This is a genomic window from Mycobacterium sp. ABE4_509 (assembly GCF_056160785.1).
Map to the genome: position 1 here is coordinate 1 of NZ_JBSWXU010000054.1, position 17,251 is coordinate 17,251.

The 17,251-nt window shown below is 68.8% G+C and carries 16 protein-coding genes and 2 pseudogenes; 6 read left to right on the forward strand and 12 right to left on the reverse strand.

The annotated features are described in order from the left end of the window. Nucleotides 1–553 (reverse strand): annotated as a pseudogene (locus ACXAID_RS13575) (hypothetical protein); the annotation flags it as partial. 50 nt (nt 554–603) lie between these two features. Beyond that, nucleotides 604–1,464, reverse strand: a complete 861-nt coding sequence (gene ppk2 / locus ACXAID_RS13580; RefSeq protein WP_475022739.1) for a polyphosphate kinase 2 — start codon at nt 1,462–1,464, stop codon at nt 604–606. 201 nt (nt 1,465–1,665) lie between these two features. On the opposite strand from ppk2, the gene ACXAID_RS13585 reads away from it, so the two are divergent. Together ACXAID_RS13585 and ACXAID_RS13590 are read left to right on the forward strand one after the other, a co-directional pair. Further along, nucleotides 1,666–3,261: a long-chain-fatty-acid--CoA ligase gene (locus tag ACXAID_RS13585; protein ID WP_475022740.1), complete on the forward strand. Its 1,596-nt coding sequence runs from the start codon at nt 1,666–1,668 to the stop codon at nt 3,259–3,261. 108 nt (nt 3,262–3,369) lie between these two features. Further along, a complete protein-coding gene (locus ACXAID_RS13590; RefSeq protein ID WP_475022741.1) occupies nt 3,370–4,257 on the forward strand; it encodes a TauD/TfdA dioxygenase family protein in 888 nt (295 codons plus the stop codon). An 18-nt stretch (nt 4,258–4,275) separates the two neighbouring features. Here ACXAID_RS13590 and ACXAID_RS13595 read toward each other — a convergent pair whose 3' ends face one another. From ACXAID_RS13595 to ACXAID_RS13610, 4 genes and pseudogenes are all read right to left on the reverse strand, one after another. Next, on the reverse strand, nt 4,276–5,805 hold the full coding sequence (locus ACXAID_RS13595; RefSeq protein ID WP_475022742.1) for an aldehyde dehydrogenase family protein: 1,530 nt from the start codon (nt 5,803–5,805) through the stop codon (nt 4,276–4,278). 9 nt (nt 5,806–5,814) lie between these two features. Next, nucleotides 5,815–6,258 (reverse strand): phosphatase PAP2 family protein, encoded by a 444-nt coding sequence (locus ACXAID_RS13600; protein WP_475022743.1) that lies wholly within the window; start codon nt 6,256–6,258, stop codon nt 5,815–5,817. A 140-nt stretch (nt 6,259–6,398) separates the two neighbouring features. After that, on the reverse strand, nt 6,399–6,911 hold the full coding sequence (locus tag ACXAID_RS13605) for a mycothiol transferase (protein WP_475022744.1): 513 nt from the start codon (nt 6,909–6,911) through the stop codon (nt 6,399–6,401). Nucleotides 6,912–6,919: 8 nt separating this feature from the next. Next, a pseudogene (locus tag ACXAID_RS13610) lies at nt 6,920–7,051 on the reverse strand (VOC family protein); the annotation flags it as partial. Between the two features lie 22 nt (nt 7,052–7,073). On the opposite strand from ACXAID_RS13610, the gene ACXAID_RS13615 reads away from it, so the two are divergent. Beyond that, nucleotides 7,074–8,828, forward strand: a complete 1,755-nt coding sequence (locus tag ACXAID_RS13615; RefSeq protein WP_475022745.1) for an N-acyl-D-amino-acid deacylase family protein — start codon at nt 7,074–7,076, stop codon at nt 8,826–8,828. 3 nt (nt 8,829–8,831) lie between these two features. Here the strand turns inward: ACXAID_RS13615 and ACXAID_RS13620 are convergent, their stop codons facing one another. Beyond that, on the reverse strand, nt 8,832–9,167 hold the full coding sequence (locus tag ACXAID_RS13620) for a hypothetical protein (RefSeq protein ID WP_475022746.1): 336 nt from the start codon (nt 9,165–9,167) through the stop codon (nt 8,832–8,834). Further along, complete coding sequence (locus ACXAID_RS13625; RefSeq protein WP_475022747.1) at nt 9,164–9,859, reverse strand: DUF2461 family protein; 696 nt, start codon at nt 9,857–9,859, stop codon at nt 9,164–9,166. The genes ACXAID_RS13620 and ACXAID_RS13625 overlap by 4 nt, the downstream gene beginning before the upstream one ends. Nucleotides 9,860–9,935: 76 nt before the next feature. On the opposite strand from ACXAID_RS13625, the gene ACXAID_RS13630 reads away from it, so the two are divergent. After that, nucleotides 9,936–10,559 carry a winged helix-turn-helix transcriptional regulator gene (locus ACXAID_RS13630; protein ID WP_475022748.1) on the forward strand — a complete coding sequence of 208 codons (624 nt, stop codon included), beginning with the start codon at nt 9,936–9,938 and terminating at the stop codon, nt 10,557–10,559. A gap of 25 nt (nt 10,560–10,584) precedes the next feature. Beyond that, the gene (locus ACXAID_RS13635; RefSeq protein ID WP_475022749.1) at nt 10,585–10,953 is read left to right on the forward strand and encodes a pyridoxamine 5'-phosphate oxidase family protein; all 369 of its coding nucleotides are present in this window, start codon (nt 10,585–10,587) and stop codon (nt 10,951–10,953) included. Here the strand turns inward: ACXAID_RS13635 and ACXAID_RS13640 are convergent. From ACXAID_RS13640 to ACXAID_RS13650, 3 genes are all read right to left on the reverse strand, one after another. Continuing rightward, on the reverse strand, nt 10,950–12,503 hold the full coding sequence (locus ACXAID_RS13640) for a phytoene desaturase family protein (protein ID WP_475022750.1): 1,554 nt from the start codon (nt 12,501–12,503) through the stop codon (nt 10,950–10,952). The two genes, ACXAID_RS13635 and ACXAID_RS13640, sit on opposite strands and share 4 nt — an antisense overlap. A gap of 112 nt (nt 12,504–12,615) precedes the next feature. After that, nucleotides 12,616–14,241 carry a chaperonin GroEL gene (gene groL / locus ACXAID_RS13645; protein ID WP_475022751.1) on the reverse strand — a complete coding sequence of 542 codons (1,626 nt, stop codon included), beginning with the start codon at nt 14,239–14,241 and terminating at the stop codon, nt 12,616–12,618. Between the two features lie 198 nt (nt 14,242–14,439). Continuing rightward, nucleotides 14,440–15,000 carry a TetR/AcrR family transcriptional regulator gene (locus ACXAID_RS13650; protein ID WP_475022752.1) on the reverse strand — a complete coding sequence of 187 codons (561 nt, stop codon included), beginning with the start codon at nt 14,998–15,000 and terminating at the stop codon, nt 14,440–14,442. 96 nt (nt 15,001–15,096) lie between these two features. On the opposite strand from ACXAID_RS13650, the gene ACXAID_RS13655 reads away from it, so the two are divergent. Then, on the forward strand, nt 15,097–15,996 hold the full coding sequence (locus ACXAID_RS13655; RefSeq protein WP_475022753.1) for an SDR family NAD(P)-dependent oxidoreductase: 900 nt from the start codon (nt 15,097–15,099) through the stop codon (nt 15,994–15,996). Nucleotides 15,997–16,002: 6 nt separating this feature from the next. Here ACXAID_RS13655 and ACXAID_RS13660 read toward each other — a convergent pair whose 3' ends face one another. After that, nucleotides 16,003–16,815, reverse strand: coding sequence for an Rv0792c family HTH-type transcriptional regulator (locus ACXAID_RS13660; protein ID WP_475022754.1), 813 nt, complete (start codon nt 16,813–16,815; stop codon nt 16,003–16,005). Nucleotides 16,816–17,251: the final 436 nt, after the last annotated feature.

Genomic DNA, 17,251 nt, shown 5'->3' on the forward strand with positions numbered 1-17,251 from the left:
CCGCCAGGCCGGCCACGGCGGCCGCGGCGCCGCTGGCCCACGGCCCCCAGGTGGCCAGCCAGCGCAGCTTGCCGGGTTGCAGCCCGGGAGTGTCCACGGTGATGGGGACCGTCAGGGTCGGCGGTACCTGAAGGTCGAGCGCCCCCAGGGTGGCGGTGAACGACGGATCCGACAGCATCGGCGCGACGTCGATCAGCCACTCCCGGGTGGAGTTGCCGCTCGGCACCGCTCCGGTGAACATCCACCGGTGCGCGATTCGGTTGGCCTGCGCGAACTGGCCCGGGAAGCCGTCGTTGCCGGTGTAGGCGGCCGCCACCCGGCGCACCAGTGCGGGGTTGAGTTCGTAGCCGTTGTCGGCGGCCAGCGCGCTCACCTGGCTGGTGAGCTCACCGGCCATCGCGTCCTGCAGGCGTGGATCACCGGCCGCCGAGGCTGCCAGCTCGGCGTAGCCGTTCTCGTTCACGACGGTCAGCTGCGCCCACACCGCCGGTACCGCGACCGCCAGCGCGACGGTCGTGACGAGCCAGAAGAACAGCGCGGCCAACACCCGCACGGACGCGCCCTCCTTCTACCGCTGGGGGTCGGGGGACGCCGGCCGGCGGCTCAGTCGTCGCCCAGTGCGCGTCCCACGATGAGCGGGTCGGGCCGGCCGACCACCTCATGGTCTTTGTTGTCGTAGTCGAACTTACTCAGCACGTGGCGCATGGCGTTGATCCGGGCACGCTTCTTGTCGTTGCTCTTGACCACCGTCCACGGAGCGGTCTCGGTGTCGGTCCAGGCGAACATGTCCTCCTTGGCCGCGGTGTAGTCGTCCCACTTGTCCAGCGAGGCCAGGTCGGTGGGCGAGAGCTTCCACTGCCGGACCGGGTCGACCTGGCGGATCGTGAACCGGGTGCGCTGCTCGGACGACGACACCGAGAACCACAGCTTGGTCAGGAAGATGCCGTCGTTGACCAGCATCTGCTCGAACAGCGGGACCTGCCGGACGAATTCGGCGTGCTGGCGGTTGGTGCAGAAGCCCATCACGCGTTCCACGCCGGCCCGGTTGTACCAGGACCGGTCGAAGAGCACCATCTCGCCGGCGGACGGAAAGTGCTCGATGTAGCGCTGGAAATACCACTGGGTGCGTTCACGCTCGGTCGGCTTCTCCAGCGCGACGACGCGGGCGCCACGGGGGTTGAGGTGCTCCATGAAGCGTTTGATGGTGCCGCCCTTGCCCGCCGCGTCGCGCCCCTCGAACACGATCACGTGCCGGTGGCCGTGCGCCTTGGACCAGTTCTGCAGTTTGAGCAGCTCGATCTGCAGCAGCCGCTTCTGCTCCTCGTATTCGGGGCGTTTCATCCGCTCGTCGTAGGGATAGTTCTCCCGCCAGGTGTCGACGATCTGGTTGCCCGGCTGGATGAGCAGCACGGGGTCGTCATCGTCGTCGTCGACGACGGTGTAGCCAGAGGTATCCAAAGTCACGCGGGGAAAGTATCGAGCCGCGCGAACCGCGAGGTGACGCCACGGTGAACGAAAGGTGGATTATTTGCCCCACTGACTATTCGGTCCATTCGGCCGACCACCGGCCGATCTCCGGTTGTTCTCCACGAAACCTCCAAGTCGGCGCCGCCGGGCCTCGGCAGCATCGAACGGGTTCCCGCATTCCGCCCCAGGAGGACCCCGATGAACGTCACCACAACCGCGATGCCCGACCTCGCCTGCGTCGCCGGCATCGTCCGCACACACGCCGCTCGGCGGCCCGACGCGACAGCGCTGATCACCCAGCAGCGCACCCTGAGCTTCGGCGAGCTGCACACCCGCTCCAGCCGCGTGGCGCAGGCCCTCCGGGCGGTCGGGGTGGGCTTCGACGACCGGGTGGTCTTCATCGGCAAGAACAGCGCCGAGTTCTTCGAGGTCGCCTTCGGCGCCGCCAAACTCGGCGCAGTCGGGGTCCCGGTCAACTGGCGGCTGACGCCGGTGGAGATGCTCCAGATCATCGACGATTCGGGGGCCGGTGTCATCATCGTCGACGCCGAGTTCTTCGACTCTGTCGAACAGTTCGCCGACCGGCTGGCCGCCGCGCACACCATCGTCGCGGTCGGATCGCACGCCACGTGGCCGGATTTCGAGGACTGGATCAGCGCCCACCCCGCCGGGGACCCCGAAATCACCACCCGCTCCGACGACGTCGCGCTGCAGATGTACACCTCGGGAACCACCGGCCTGCCCAAGGGGGTGATGCTGACCAACCGCAGCCTGTGCGGCGTGGCCGGCGGCCTGGCCGGCCAGTGGGGTTTCGGCAGCGACAGCGTCAATCTCGCTGTCATGCCGTTGTTCCACATGGCCGGCTTCGGCAGCACCCTGGTCGGTCTCTATGCGGGTTGCAGCACGGTGGTCCTGCGTGATGTGGATCCCGGCGCGATCCTGGCGGCGATTCCCCGGTACGCAGTGACCAACACGTTGCTGGTTCCGGCGGTGATCCAATTCCTGCTTCTCACCCCGGGCATCGATGACACCGACTTCTCCAGCCTGCGCACGGTGGTCTACGGCGCCTCCCCGATCAGCGACGAGGTGCTGACCGGTGCGCTGCGCCGGTTCGGCTGCGAGTTCATCCAGATCTACGGCTCCACGGAGACCACCGGGTGCGTCAGCCAGCTCGACGCTGCCGACCACGACCCGCACCACCAAGCGCACCTGCTGCGCTCCTGCGGAAAGCCGCTGCCCTGGGTCGACGTCCGCGTCGTGGACGCCGACGGCCACGATGTGCCCGCCGGCGAGGTCGGCGAGTTGTGGACCCGGTCTGAGCTGAACATGGCCGGGTACTGGAACCAGCCGTCGGCCACCGCGAAGGCCATCACGGCCGATGGCTGGTACCGGACCGGCGACGCCGGCTACCGCGACCAGGACGGCTATCTGTACCTCTACGACCGGGTGAAGGACATGATCGTCTCCGGCGGGGAGAACGTGTACCCCGCCGAGGTGGAGAACGTGTTGATGTCGCATCCGGCGGTAGGCGACGTCGCCGTGATCGGAGTGCCCCACGCGAAGTGGGGGGAGGCCGTCAAAGCAGTGGTGGTGCCGGCCGAGGCGGTAGCGGAGGCCGATCACGCCACCCTGGAGGCCGAGTTGCTCGCATACGCGCGTACCCGGCTGGCCGGTTTCAAACTGCCGAAATCGGTGGACTTCGCCGCATCCATGCCCCGCAACGCCACCGGGAAGATTCTCAAACGCACTCTGCGCGAAGACTACTGGGTCACTTCCGGCCGTCGTATCGGGTGAGCGCGAGGGGGTCGCGGTCCGGGCACCGGCGGCTTGTGTAGTCGATCGTGTACAGTCGGTCTGGCACGGTGTAGTCATCTGACTACGCATACTCGAGAAAGGACTCGCATGACCCCGACCCCCACTGTCACCAAACTCGGCAGCACCATCGGCGCACGTGTCGACGGCGTTCGACTCGACGGCGACCTCACCGCCGAGGCCGTATCGGCGATCCGTACAGCGCTACTCGAGCACGGCGTGATCTTCGTGCGCGGCCAGCACCATCTCGACGACGCGGCCCAGCACCGGTTCGCCTCGCTGCTGGGCACGCCGGTCGGACATCCCGTGCTCAACGTGGCCACCGCAGAGGCCCCCGCGATCACGCCGATCGACTCCGACTACGCCTCGGCCAACAGGTGGCACACCGACGTCACCTTCGTCGCCGACTACCCGTCGGTGTCGGTGCTGCGCGCGGTCACGCTGCCGCCCTACGGCGGTTCGACACTGTGGGCCTCCACCGCGGCGGCCTATCGCGACCTTCCCGACCCGCTCAAGCGTCTGGCCGAGAACACCTGGGCGCTGCACAGCAACCGGTTCGACTACGTGACGACACCGGCCGCCGGCATCGCGGAGAAGTTCGAGGCCGCCCGCGCCGCGTTCGGGCACACCGAGTTCCAGACCGAACATCCGCTGGTGCGGGTACACCCCGAGACCGGCGAGCGCACCCTGGTCGCCGGCAACTTCGCCCAGCACCTGATCGGGTTCGACCAGCAGGACTCGCGTGAGCTGCTCGGCTTGCTGCAGCGCCGGATCACAGTGCCGGAGAACACCGTCCGCTGGAACTGGGAGATGGGCGACGTGGCGATCTGGGACAACCGCGCGACCCAGCACCGAGCCGTCGACGACTACGACCGCCAGCGGCGGCTCATGCACCGCGTCACGCTGGCCGGAGATGTGCCCGTCGACATCCACGGCCGGCCCAGTCGCGCGCTCGGCGAATCCGCACCGGCCGCCTGAACGCGCAGCGGGCCCGGTTCACTGTTTCGCGGCGCGGCGGGGGCCGATCAGCGCGAGCTTGGTCATCACGGTGTTCATCCGCTTGAGCGCTTTGAGCGACTTGTTGTAGTAGTTGCCACCGGCGCCGACGCTCGTCCGCGGCGTCACCACCGCCTCCTGGCGGCAGAACTTGCGCAGGCCCTCGGCACCGCCGAACCGCACACCCATCCCCGAACTCTTCCAGCCGCCCATCGGGGCGGTGGTGCACATCAGGTTGGAGATCACGTCGTTGACGTTGACCGCGCCACAATCGAGCTGTCGCGCCACCGCCTCGGCCCGCTCGACATCGGCGGAGAAGACCGAGGCCGACAAGCCGTAGGGACTGTCGTTGGCCAGCCGGACCGCCTCATCGGCATCGGCGACCTTCATGATCGGCAAGGTCGGGCCGAAGGTCTCCTCGGTCATGCACAGCATCGAGTGGTCGACGTCGACCAGCACCGTCGGCGGGTAGAAGTTGCCCGACCCCACCGGCCGCCGCCCGCCGGTCACCGCCTTGGCGCCCTTGGCCAGCGCATCCTCGACGTGCCGTTCGGTCACGGCGACCTGCGATTCGTCGATCAGCGATCCGAAGTCGTTGCCCTCGCCGGCCCCGGTCTTGAGGTTGTGCACATCGCCGACCACCGCGGCGACGAACCGGTCGTAGACGGATTCGACGACGTACACCCGCTCGACCGACACACAGGTCTGGCCGGCGTTGAACATCGCACCCCACACCGCGGCGTGCGCGGCCAGCTCCACGTCGGCGTCCTCGAGCACCAGCATCGGGTCCTTACCGCCGAGCTCCAGGCTCACCGGGGTCAACGTGCGCGCGGCACGCTCCATCACCTTGGCGCCCGTCGCGCTCGACCCGGTGAACTGGATGAAGTCGCAGGCGTCGATCACCGCCCCGGCCACCTCGCGAGCACCTTGCGCCAGGGCCAGCACCTCGGGCGCACCCGACTCCAGCCAGCCGCGCAGCAGCAGTTCGGCGGTCAGCGGTGTGCGCTCGGAGGGCTTGAGCAGCACCGCACACCCGGCTGCCAGCGCCCCGATGGCGTCCATCAGCGCGTTGGCGATCGGATAGTTCCACGGCGCGATGATGCCGACGACCGGGCGCGGCCGGTAGTGCACGGTGATCTTCTTGATCGCCAGGAAGGGCAGCGCCGACGGCCGGGCCTCGGGCGCCAGCGCCTGCTCCATCGTCTTGATGTAGTACGACGCGATCATGATGATCAGCGGCACCTCCTGCGCCGCGTCGATCGCCGACTTCCCGGTCTCGGCGATCAGCAGCCGCTCGAGTTCGGCACGGTGCTCGCCGAGCCACACCGCATACCGTGCCAGTACCTTCGCGCGGCCCGCGGCGCCGCGGGCTTCCCACTCCCGCTGGGCGGCGCGCAGACTTGCCGCCACCCGCGCCACATCGCCGGGTTCGGTCCAGCGCACCTCGCCCGCGACGGCGCCGGTCGCCGGGTTCCTGATGGTGCCGGTACCGGTGAAGTCGGGCAGGTGCACATCTGGGGTCGCGGTCATGGTCCCATGCTAACCGCCGCTGTGATCCACGTCGCACCCGGGTTGACACCTGTCAAGTCGATGGGCCGGGCCTCCGATCAGGGCAGCGACGCACACCAGCGCGGTCCCCAGGAGCACCGCGCCGACCGCATCGGTGAAGTAGTGGTAGGTGACCCCCTGCCCCACCACGCCGAGCGCGGCGGCCGCCGCCGCGACCAGAACCGCCCACATCGCGGCACCGGCCACCAGCACCGCAAGCCCCAGCACCACGACCGCGAGCGTGGTGTGCCCGCTCGGGTAGGCCAGCGCATCTTCCTTGTGCCGGCCGAACAGCCTCTTGGCCGACCGCGCGAGCAGCACCGCGGCGAAGGGCGCCACCGCGATCACCGCCGACAACCGCCACCGGCGCCGGTACAGCGCGACGGCGAGCACCAGCACCCACAACCCGATGCTGACCCGGCCATCGGTGAACACCAGCAGCTTGTCCAGGTCCGGGTGCCGCCGACCCAGGGTCTGGAACCAGTCGTCCAGCGGCGTCGACCCGGAGCCGACCGCCAGGCCGAGCAGGATGACACCGGAGACGGCGACCGGCGGCCACCACCGGAGCAGTGTGCTCAGCGGGCGATTCCCCGGATGTAGGCCGCCTGGCCGAGGTGCTGCGCGGCGTCGTCGACGATGCTCACCAGGCGCGCACTGGCCGTCACCGGCGGGTTCCAGTGACGATCGATGATCCGGGTGAGCTCGTCGGCAGTCACCGACGCCACGTACTCCAGCGACTCCTTGTGCACCGCGTGGTAGTAGCCGGCAAGCAGGTCGGCGGGGGCCCGCACCTTGGCCACCTCGTCGGCGGTGTGCCCGTAGCCGTGCGCATCACGCGGCAGATCGAGGGCGAAACGGTCGACCCAGCCGTCCCGTAACCACACCTGCTCGAGATCGGCCAGCGCGCACAGCTGGGCGTCCTGGATGCGGGCGCTGTGCCAGATCAGCCATGCGATCGTGTTGGCCTGCGGCGTCGGACGGTAGTAGGCGACCTCGTCGGTCAGCCCGTCGGTGAGGTCGTCGACGTGCTCGATCAGCCGGGTGAACGAGTCCCGCAGGATCTCCCGGGCGGCGTCGATCTCGGCCATGCTCACTCCCCGGGTCCACCGCCGTGGAACATGACCCCCACGTCGATCTGCCCGGTGTACCCGAGCACCCCGAGCACCTTGTCGTAGAAGGCCGTCGACTTCTCGAAGTCAGCGCAGTTGATTCCGAAGTGGTCGATCACGCCCCCACCGTACATTCGGGATATGACATATGACCCCGTCCTCGCCCCGGCGACGACCTTCGACCTCTGCATCCGCAACGGAACCATCGTCGACGGACTCGGCGGCGAACCGTTCGTCGGGGACGTCGCCATACGCGACGGTGTGATAGCCGCCGTCGGTGCGGTGCCGGGCTCCGGCGCCCGCGAGATCGACGCGACGGGACTACTCGTCACGCCCGGGTTCGTCGACCTGCACACCCATTACGACGGACAGGCCATCTGGTCGGAGCGGCTGACCCCGTCCTCGGCCCACGGTGTGACCACCGCGGTGATGGGCAACTGCGGGGTCGGCTTCGCGCCGTGCCGGCCGGCCGATCACGACGTGCTCGTCGACGTGATGGCCGGGGTCGAAGACATCCCCGGGGTGGTCATGGTCGACGGCCTGCCCTGGCACTGGGAGACGTTTCCCGAGTTCCTCGATGCCCTCGACGCGGGCCGCCGGGACATCGATGTGGCGGCCCTGCTGCCCCATTCACCGCTCCGCGTGTACGTGATGGGCCGGCGCGGGGTGGACCGCGAACCCGCGACCGCCGAGGACCTGGCCATGATGCGCAAGCTGGCCGCGGAGGCGGTCCAGGCCGGGGCGCTGGGCTTCGCCTCCTCACGCTTCACGCTGCACAAGACACACAGCGGGGCGCTCATCCCGACCTACGACGCCGACCAGGCCGAGATCGAGGCCATCGCACGCGGCGTCGACGATGCGGGCGGCGGCCTGATCCAGTTCGTGCCCGACCTGGTCGCCGGCGACTACGAGCCGGTGCTGCAGACGGTGTTCGACGTGGCCGCCGAGGTGGGCCTGCCGGTGACCTTCACGCTGGCGATCGGCAATGCCGGCGAGCCGTTCTTCCGGGACGCACTGACGATGGTGAACAAGGCCAACGCGGCCGGCGGACAGGTCAGCGCACAGATCTTCCCCCGCCCGATCGGGCTGGTGCTGGGCCTGGAGCTGTCGGGCAATCCGTTCGTGACGTATCCGTCGTATCAGGCGATCGCCGATCTTCCGTTGGACCAGCGGTTCACCGAGATGCGTAAACCCGAAGTGCGGGAACGGATCCTGAACGACAAGCCGGGAGCCGACGGACATCCGCTGATGTTCGCCGCACAGGCCTGGAACTACATGTTCCCGCTCGGCGAGCCGCCGAACTACGAACCGTCGCCTGCCGACTCGATCGGCGCCCGAGCCGCCGCGCGCGGGGTGAGCCCGCTCGAGGAGGCCTACGACCGCCTGCTCGACGACGACGGTCACGCGATGCTGCTGGTCGCGTTGGCCAACTTCCGCGACGGCAACCTGGACACCGTCGCCGAGCTGATCCGCCGGGACGACGTGGTGCTGGGGCTCGGCGATGGTGGCGCGCACTACGGGATGATCTGCGACGCCAGCTTTCCCACCTACATGCTGGCGCACTGGGTGCGCGACCGCCCCTCGGGGCGGCTGTCGGTGGCCGAAGCGGTGGCCGAACTGACCTCGGTGCCCGCCCGGGTCGCCGGACTGGCCGACCGGGGCCGGATCGCGGCGGGCTACAAGGCGGATCTGAACATCATCGACGGGGCCGGGGTGCGCCTGCACCGTCCGGTCGTCGTCAACGACCTGCCGGCCGGCGGCCGGCGGCTCGACCAGCGGGCCGACGGCTATGTCGCCACGATCGTCTCCGGCGAGGTGATCGCCGAGAACGGGGTGCCCACCGACGCCCGGCCGGGCAAGCTGATCAGGGGCCGCCGGGCGGCGCCGGTCGGCTGAGCATCAGTCGCCGCGGCGACGCAGTTCGACGGCCTCGGTGAGCAGCGCTTGCCACAGCGGACGGTCCAGCGGCGTCACGGCGACCCATTCGGCGAAGACCTTGCCGGCCGGGGAGAACGGCTCCCCGACCCCGCCGGCGATCAGCTGCCTCACCCGCTCGGCGTCGAACCGGATGACCAGGTTCCCGGTCTTGCGGTGCACGGTGGCGAGGAATTCACCGTCGATGCGCAGACACGGTGTCCCCATCAGGGTGCCGCGCTCGATGTCCGGTTCGAGCAGCAGTGGCTCGGCGAGTTCCCAGAAGGCCGCATGCCGCGCGCCGAGTTCGTCGGCGGTCATGCCGTGTGCCTGACCAGCCAGCGGTGCACCTGGGCCAGTGCGAGCAGGCGCCGGGCGACCCAGTCGGCGAATGCGCCCTCAGCCGAGAGCTTGGGTGTCGGCTCGAGGAATCGGACCTGGAAGGTCTTGTGCTGCAGGAGCTGTGCCTGCTCGTCCGGTGCGTCGAAACCGGCCGGAACTCTGGCCAGCTCCGGCTCGCTGATGGTCAGAGTGTGGCCGCGGCCGACGTCATGGAGGGTTCGCAGAAGCTCGGCGCCGGGCGGGCCCGACACGGCGGATCGCCAGCGCCCGAGTTGCTCACGCCCGAATGCCGCACCGGAGGCGAACCCGACGTCGCGGGCACCCACGCGGACCCGCAGGGTGGGCGCCGACCGCTTGGGCGTGCCCTCCCAGAAGTTCAGCAGCAGATGGTCCTTGTAGGGCCGGGACCGGTCGGTGGCGAACCGCAGGTCCCGGTTGATCGGCGACAGCGATCCGTTGACCTTGGGGATCGCGGCGATGCCGGGAGAGACCTCGCGCTGCAGCACGTCGCCGACGGCGAGCACGAGACATCGGGCCGGCTCGAAGACGCTCGCCTCCCACTCGGCGCGCCGTACCGCGAACGCGTCCTTGTCCGCGGCCGCGATCGTGTCGAGGACACCGAGCCCCTCGGGGAACCCGCGAAACCCGCACTGCTGTGCTGCTGACCCCATAGCGGAGCACTTTACAATATAAAGCGCTCCGGCGTGGGCGGCGCAGCGAATCGGCGGGGCTGGATACCGTGATGCCATGCCGCAGCGCTCGTACGGCCGTTTCTGCGGACTGGCTCGCGCTCTCGAGCTGGTCGGAGACCGGTGGACGCTACTGCTCATCCGGCAGCTGCTCATCGGGCCGAAGCGCTACAACGAGTTGCTGTCCGAACTTCCCGGCATCTCCACCAAGTTGCTCGCCGAGCGACTGCGCCGGATGGAAGAAGACGGACTGGTGACCAGGACCGAGCAGTCGTCCGCCGCCGTCTACGAGCTGACGCCCTACGGCCGTGACGTCGAACCGGTCATCCTCGAACTGCTGCGGTGGGGGTCTGGCCTGCTCGCCGACCCCGCCCGCCTGGACGAGCCGGCCGACCCCTACTGGCCGCTGTTCCCACTGCGCTGGCTGGCACGCCGGCACCCCGCCCGGACACCCTTGACCGTCTGCGTCGCGGTGACCGGCGCAGAACCGGTGTGTATCTCGGTGCGCGAGCACGAGGCGCACCTCGCTGCTGCCGACTCACCTGCCGACCTGACGCTGGCCGGTGACGGCCGCGACCTGGCGGCGCTGTTGAGCGGACAGGCCGGGCTCGACGCGGGCACCGTCGAGGTCGGCGGTCGCGACGGCTGGCTGCGCAAGGCGCTGCAGATCGCCTACCGGTAGTCGCGGCCGCCCGTACGCTGGCGCCATGAGCGTCAAGGTGGAACTCGACAAGCTGGCCGACACCCTGGGTGACTTCTCATTCGCCTACCTGGTCACCGTCGGCGACGACTTCCGCGCGCACACCGTGGCGGTGGATCCGAATCTGAGCGGCGTTGCGTTGCACATCGACTCGGTCGGCAACAGCACCCGCCGCAACGCCACCGCCCACCCCGGCGTCACGCTGGTCTGGCCGCCGAGCGAGCCGGGCGGATACACGCTGATCGTCGACGGCGCCGCCACCGTCAGCGACGGCGGCCTGCGCGTCGAGCCGACCGGCGCTGTCCTGCACCGCAAACCCGGGCCGGAGCCTTCGGCGACGGGGTGCGGCGACGACTGCAGGCCGGTCCAGGTCTAGGGCGCCGCCGCCCCGAGGTCGGCCAGGATGACGCGCGCCGCGTTGCGACCGGGCGCCATCGTCACGCCCGGGCCCGGATGGGCACCGGCTCCGCAGAGGTAGACGTTGCCGACCGGGGTTCGATACCGACCCATCCCGGCTACCGGCCGCATGGCACCGGCCTGGTACGGCAGCATCGCGCCATGCGAGTTCGTGCCCCGCACCGCGCTGGGCAGGATCCGTTCCAGGTCGACGGGACTGCGCACGACCCGCGCGATGATCTTGTCAGCCAGGTCGGGGATGTAGCGGCGGGTGAGCAGATCGATGACCCGGTCGGCGAACGGCTCCTTGGCCTGCGCCCAGTCACAGTGGGGGATCGAATCACCCGCATCCCCGGTGATCCGGTAGGGCACCGGCTGCACGACGAGCTTCATCAGCGCTCGGCCCGCCGGCGCCCTGGCGGGGTCGGCGGCGCTGTCGTTGCAGATCAACGCGAAAGGTTCGGCCGGTAGCCGTCCGCCGCGGGCCTCGCGGTAGAGCTGGGTGAAATAGTCCAGCCCCGGCGGGCTCGGATGGACGTACACCGACCGGCCCACCGTCGGGCCGGCGTGGAACTCGACCGGCGAGTCCAGCGCCAGGTAGATGACCATCACCGAGTGGCCCAACTCGTAGGTGCGCATCCGCTGCGCGATTCGCTCCCCGACCGCGTTCTCCCCCAACAGCTCCAGAGCCAGCGCACGCGGATGCGACGAAGCGGCGAGCAGTCCGAAACCATCGACGTGCTCACCGTCGGCGAGTTCGACCCCGACCGCGCGACCCCGCTCGACGACGATCCGGGTGACCTCGCTCCCGGTGCGGATGTCGCCGCCGTGTGCCGTCACAACCCCGGCCAGGGCCGCCGCCAGGTTGCCCATGCCGCCCCTGACCACATTGTTGCCGTACCGCTGGATCACCATGGAGAACAGCCACGCCGCGCTCGCGCCGCCGACCTCCTCCGGGGCGGCGCCGATGTGCATCGCCCATGACCCGAGCAGCGCTTTGACCTCGTCAGCGCCGAACCGCTCGTCACACCACGACCGCAGGCTCTGCAGCGCGAAGCGGTACCGATCCGGGTCGTCGTCGGCACCTATCGGGGGTGGCTCGTTGAACGAGCCGGTGATGGCCAACTCGTTTTCCAGGAACTCCTGATAGAGGGCTCGCCAGGTCGCGGAGTCGGGCTCGCTGAGCTGCGCCAGGGCGGCGCACGTCCGGTCGACGTCGCGGTACACGGTCAGCCCGCGGCCATCGGGCAGCGCATGCGACCAGCAGGGGTCGGGCCGCAGCAGTTCGAACCCGTGCTCGGCGAGCCCGAGTTCGGCGGGCGCGGGCGAGAAGTTGGCGAACTGAATGCAGATGGCGTGGGTGTCCGACCGGAAGCCGGGAAGCGTGAGCTCTTCGGTCCCGGTCATCCCGCCGATCACGTGGTGTTTCTCGAGCACCAGAACGCGCACGCCCGCTTTGGCCAGGTAGCCAGCGCACGTCAACCCGTTGTGTCCGCTGCCGATGACGACGGCGTCGTAGTGGCCGGACATCGCAGACCACCCCCTCTCAGGGCCGCGCCGATCGTAACCCCGACCCCTGAGCGATTCACGAAAAAGCCCGGCCCCCTGACGGAGCCGGGCTTTCCCGTGTTGAAGCGTCGGACTAGAAGTCCATGCCGCCCATGCCACCGGTCGGGTCGCCGGCGGGTGCGGCGGCCTTCTCCGGCTTGTCGGCGACGACGGCCTCGGTGGTGAGGAACAGCGCCGCGATGGACGCCGCGTTCTGCAGCGCAGAGCGGGTCACCTTCACCGGGTCGGCAACGCCGGCCTTGAGCAGGTCCTCGTACTCACCGGTGGCGGCGTTGAGGCCGCTGCCGGCGGGCAGGTTGGACACCTTCTCGGCGACGACACCGGGCTCCAGACCACCGTTGAGGGCGATCTGCTTGAGCGGAGCCGACAGCGCCACGCGGACGATGTTCGCACCGGTGGCCTCGTCACCGGAGAGCGAGAGCTCCTCGAGCGACGGCGACGACTGCAGCAGAGCCACGCCACCACCGGCGACGATGCCCTCCTCGACGGCGGCCTTGGCGTTACGGACGGCGTCCTCGATGCGGTGCTTGCGCTCCTTGAGCTCCACCTCGGTGGCGGCACCGGCCTTGATCACCGCAACACCGCCGGCCAGCTTGGCCAGGCGCTCCTGCAGCTTCTCGCGGTCGTAGTCGGAGTCGCTGTTCTCGATCTCGGCACGGATCTGGGCCACCCGGCCGGCGATGGCGTCGGAGTCCCCGGCGCCCTCGACGATGGTGGTCTCGTCCTTGGTCACGACGATCTTGCGGGCCTTGCCCAGCAGGGAGATGTCGGCGGTCTCGAGGGACAGACCGACCTCTTCGCTGACGACCTGGCCACCGGTGAGGATCGCCATGTCCTGCAGCATCGCCTTGCGGCGGTCACCGAAGCCCGGGGCCTTGACGGCGACGGACTTGAAGGTGCCGCGGATCTTGTTGACCACCAGGGTCGACAGGGCTTCACCCTCGACGTCCTCGGCGATGATCAGCAGCGGCTTGCCGGACTGGATGACCTTCTCCAGCAGCGGCAGCAGATCCTTGACGGTCGAGATCTTCGAGCTGACCAGCAGGATGTAGGGATCCTCCAGGACGGCTTCCTGACGCTCGGCGTCGGTCACGAAGTAACCCGAGATGTAGCCCTTGTCGAAGCGCATACCCTCGGTGAGCTCGAGCTGCAGGCCGAAGGTGTTGGACTCCTCGACGGTGATGACACCCTCGTTGCCGACCTTGTCCATCGCCTCGGCGATCAGCTCGCCGATCTGGGGGTCGCCGGCGGAGATCGCTGCGGTGGCGGCGATCTGGTCCTTGGTCTCGACCTCCTTGGCCGACTTCAGCAGGGTCTCGGTGACCTTCTCGACGGCCTTCTCGATGCCGCGCTTGAGCGCCATCGGGTTGGCGCCTGCGGCCACGTTGCGCAGGCCCTCGCGAACGAGTGCCTGAGCCAGAACGGTGGCGGTGGTGGTGCCGTCGCCAGCGACGTCGTCGGTCTTCTTGGCGACTTCCTTGACCAGCTCAGCGCCGATCTTCTCGTACGGGTCCTCGAGCTCGATCTCCTTGGCGATGGACACGCCATCGTTGGTGATCGTGGGGGCGCCCCACTTCTTCTCGAGGACGACGTTGCGGCCCTTGGGGCCCAGCGTCACCTTTACCGCGTCGGCGAGGCTGTTGAGGCCCCGCTCGAGGCCCCGACGGGCCTCTTCGTCATACGCAATTGTCTTGGCCATTGCGAAGTGTTTCCTCCGGATTTGGGGATGCACGTCTTGTGGTCGGCGTCGATGCCCGCGACGGACGACTGGGGCTGTGCTCGCTGTCGCGGCCCCTGCCTCACCGCTCCGACCTAGCACTCACTGGTCGCGAGTGCCAATTGCATTCTTAGCACTCGACCTGGGCGAGTGCAAGGTTGGGTCGGTGCTAGCTGGACGCTATCCGGGGGTCCTGAGACCGTCCTCGATCACCGTCCACGCGCCGGCTGCGACCTCGGGGTCGTAACCCCGGCCGGCCTTGCAGATCGCCAGGAGCGCCTTGACCTCTCTGGCGCTCACGTCGCGACGGGCGGTTCCGGCGCGCTGGGCGGCATCGAGCAGGTCGGCCAGCGCCGCCATGAACTGCGCCTCGGCCCGGGGAGCGACCGCGACGATGTCGATGCCGTGGCCGGCCAGTGCGTCGACGAGGCCCTGGTCAGCGGCTCCGGTGCGGACCATGTCGCGCAGGAAGGTGAACAACGCCGTGGCCGGTTCGGTCGCCAGCAGCGTGCGGGCGCCGGCGACGATGGCCCCGATCCGGTCTTCGAACACCGCCTGAAAGAGAGCCTCCTTGGTGGGGAAGTGCCGGTACACGGTGCCGGCCCCGACGCCGGCACGACGGGCGATCTCGTCGATCGGCACCCCCACCCCCTCGGCGGCGAAGGTCTCGTAGGCCACCTTCAGGACCCGCGCCCTGTTGCGCGCCGCGTCTGCGCGTAGCGGTCGTGCGGGGCCGGTCACTGTTCCCTCCTGGCGAAATCAAACGGGGCGTGCGTTCCGTATAGTTGGGGGCAATCGGGGCGGCCGCCCCGTTTCAGATCCATTCTAGGAGCCCCCATGAGCGCGTGGACCACGGACGACATCCCCGACCAGAGCGGCCGTACCGCCGTCATCACCGGAGCCAACACCGGCCTGGGCCTCGAGACCGCCAAGGCGCTCGCCGCCAAGGGCGCGCACGTCGTCCTCGCCGTGCGCAACACCGACAAGGGCGAACAGGCCGCCGCAGGCATCACCGGCGATGTCGCGGTCCAGGAACTGGACCTGACCTCGCTCGCGTCGATCCGCGCCGCCGCAGACGCGCTGCGACAGCGCTACGACCATCTCGACCTGCTGATCAACAACGCCGGCGTGATGACCACCCCGAAAGGCACCACCAAGGACGGCTTCGAGCTCCAGTTCGGCACCAACCACCTGGGTCATTTCGCACTGACCGGCCTGCTGCTGGACAAGCTGCTCGACGTCGAGGGAGCCCGCGTCGTCACCGTCAGCAGCAACGGGCACAAGATGGGCGGCGCGATCCACTTCGACGACCTGCAATCCGAGCGCAGCTACAACCGGATGGGCGCCTACACCCAATCCAAGCTGGCCAACCTGATGTTCACCTACGAGTTGCAGCGCCGGCTGGCCGGGCGCGGAAAGACCATCGCCGTGGCGGCGCATCCGGGCACCTCCACCACCGAGCTGGCGCGCAACGTCCCCAAGCCGGTGGAACGCGCCTTCATGATGGTCAGCCCGCTGATCGCGCAGAGCCCGGACCGGGGAGCACTGCCGACGCTGCGCGCCGCCACCGATCCCAGCGTTCTGGGTGGGCAGTACTACGGACCCGACGGGATCGGGCAGCAGCGCGGGAACCCCGTGGTCGTCGCCTCCAACGCGCTGTCGTACGACATGGGGCAGCAGCGCCGGCTGTGGGACGTCTCCGAGGAGCTGACGAAGGTGGTCTTTCCGGTCAGCTGAACGCACTCACCGCTCGGCCATCCCGGCATGAGGTCCGGACATGGTCCGAGGCAGCGTCACCGAGAACTCGTATCGCTCGGGACGATAGTGAAAGACCACCACTTCCAGCGGCAGCCCCTTGTCGCTGTAACTCGTGCGCCGCAGCACCAGTACCGGTGCCCCCTCGGCCAGGCCCAGGCCTGCGGCGATGTCGGGCGCGGCGCCCGCGGCGCGAATCTCGTGGGTCGCCGATCCGATGCGGACGCCGAGCCGCTGTTCCCACATCGTGTACGTCGTGTCGGTCGCCGGTACGCCCGACAGCAGCGGCTCGACGGCCGCTGGAGCGAGATCGTCCGGTAGGTACAGAGTCACCATGGCCAGTGGCTGATGGCCGTCGCTGATCCGGCGGACGATCGTCAGCACGCGGGACCGCCCCAGCTCGGCCACCACCCGCTCGGGCGCGGGGCCCACGTCGTGGGACAACACCTCGATCTGCGGGGTGACCCCACGACTCATCAGAACCTCGGTGATGGTGCGGACACCGCCTTCCAGTTCCTGGTTGACCGGCTCGGCGACGAAGGTGCCCAGGCCTTGCCGCCGGACCAGCCAGCCGCCGTCCTCGAGGATTCCGACCGCGGCCCGCACGGTCACCCGGCTCAGACCCGAGCGCTCGATGAGCTCGCGTTCGGTGGGCAGCCGACCGCCCGGCGGCAGCTGCCGCTCGAGGATCAGAGACTTCAAGCGCTCCGCAAGCTGAACGGTCGCGGGGACGCTGCCACGCGAGATGCGCAGATCAGCGTCGGCGAAGCCGTCCTTCTCCGAAACGTCTACAGTTGTCATAATACGTATAGTAACGTCTGTCAGGCCTGTGACAACCCCCGGTGGCCGAGCCGCGCATGTGGCGCCTCGATCCGCTCGGATCGGCGCGACTCCACAGCCCACACAAAGACTGCTCACAGCAAATTCAAATACGACACAGAAGTTGACGTAGAACTTCGCAAATAGACGTCTGCAGACGATTCAAAATATGTCTTTTCGACGCTCCTTGTGAAAATAGCCGATCCGGTCCCAGGGGTTCGCTGGAGGTCCTATAGTTGACCCACAGGACGCACTGGGCAGATCAGCCTGAGACGTCTAGAAACACCTGTTAGAAGCAGCGGTTTGGCCGAGCGTCAAGCGCACCCCCAGCGGCCGAGCCCTCCCGGGATTGTATTTCCCAGGCGAATTAACTGTTATAGTCCCGATATACCAACGTTATCCCATCGGGATTAGCATT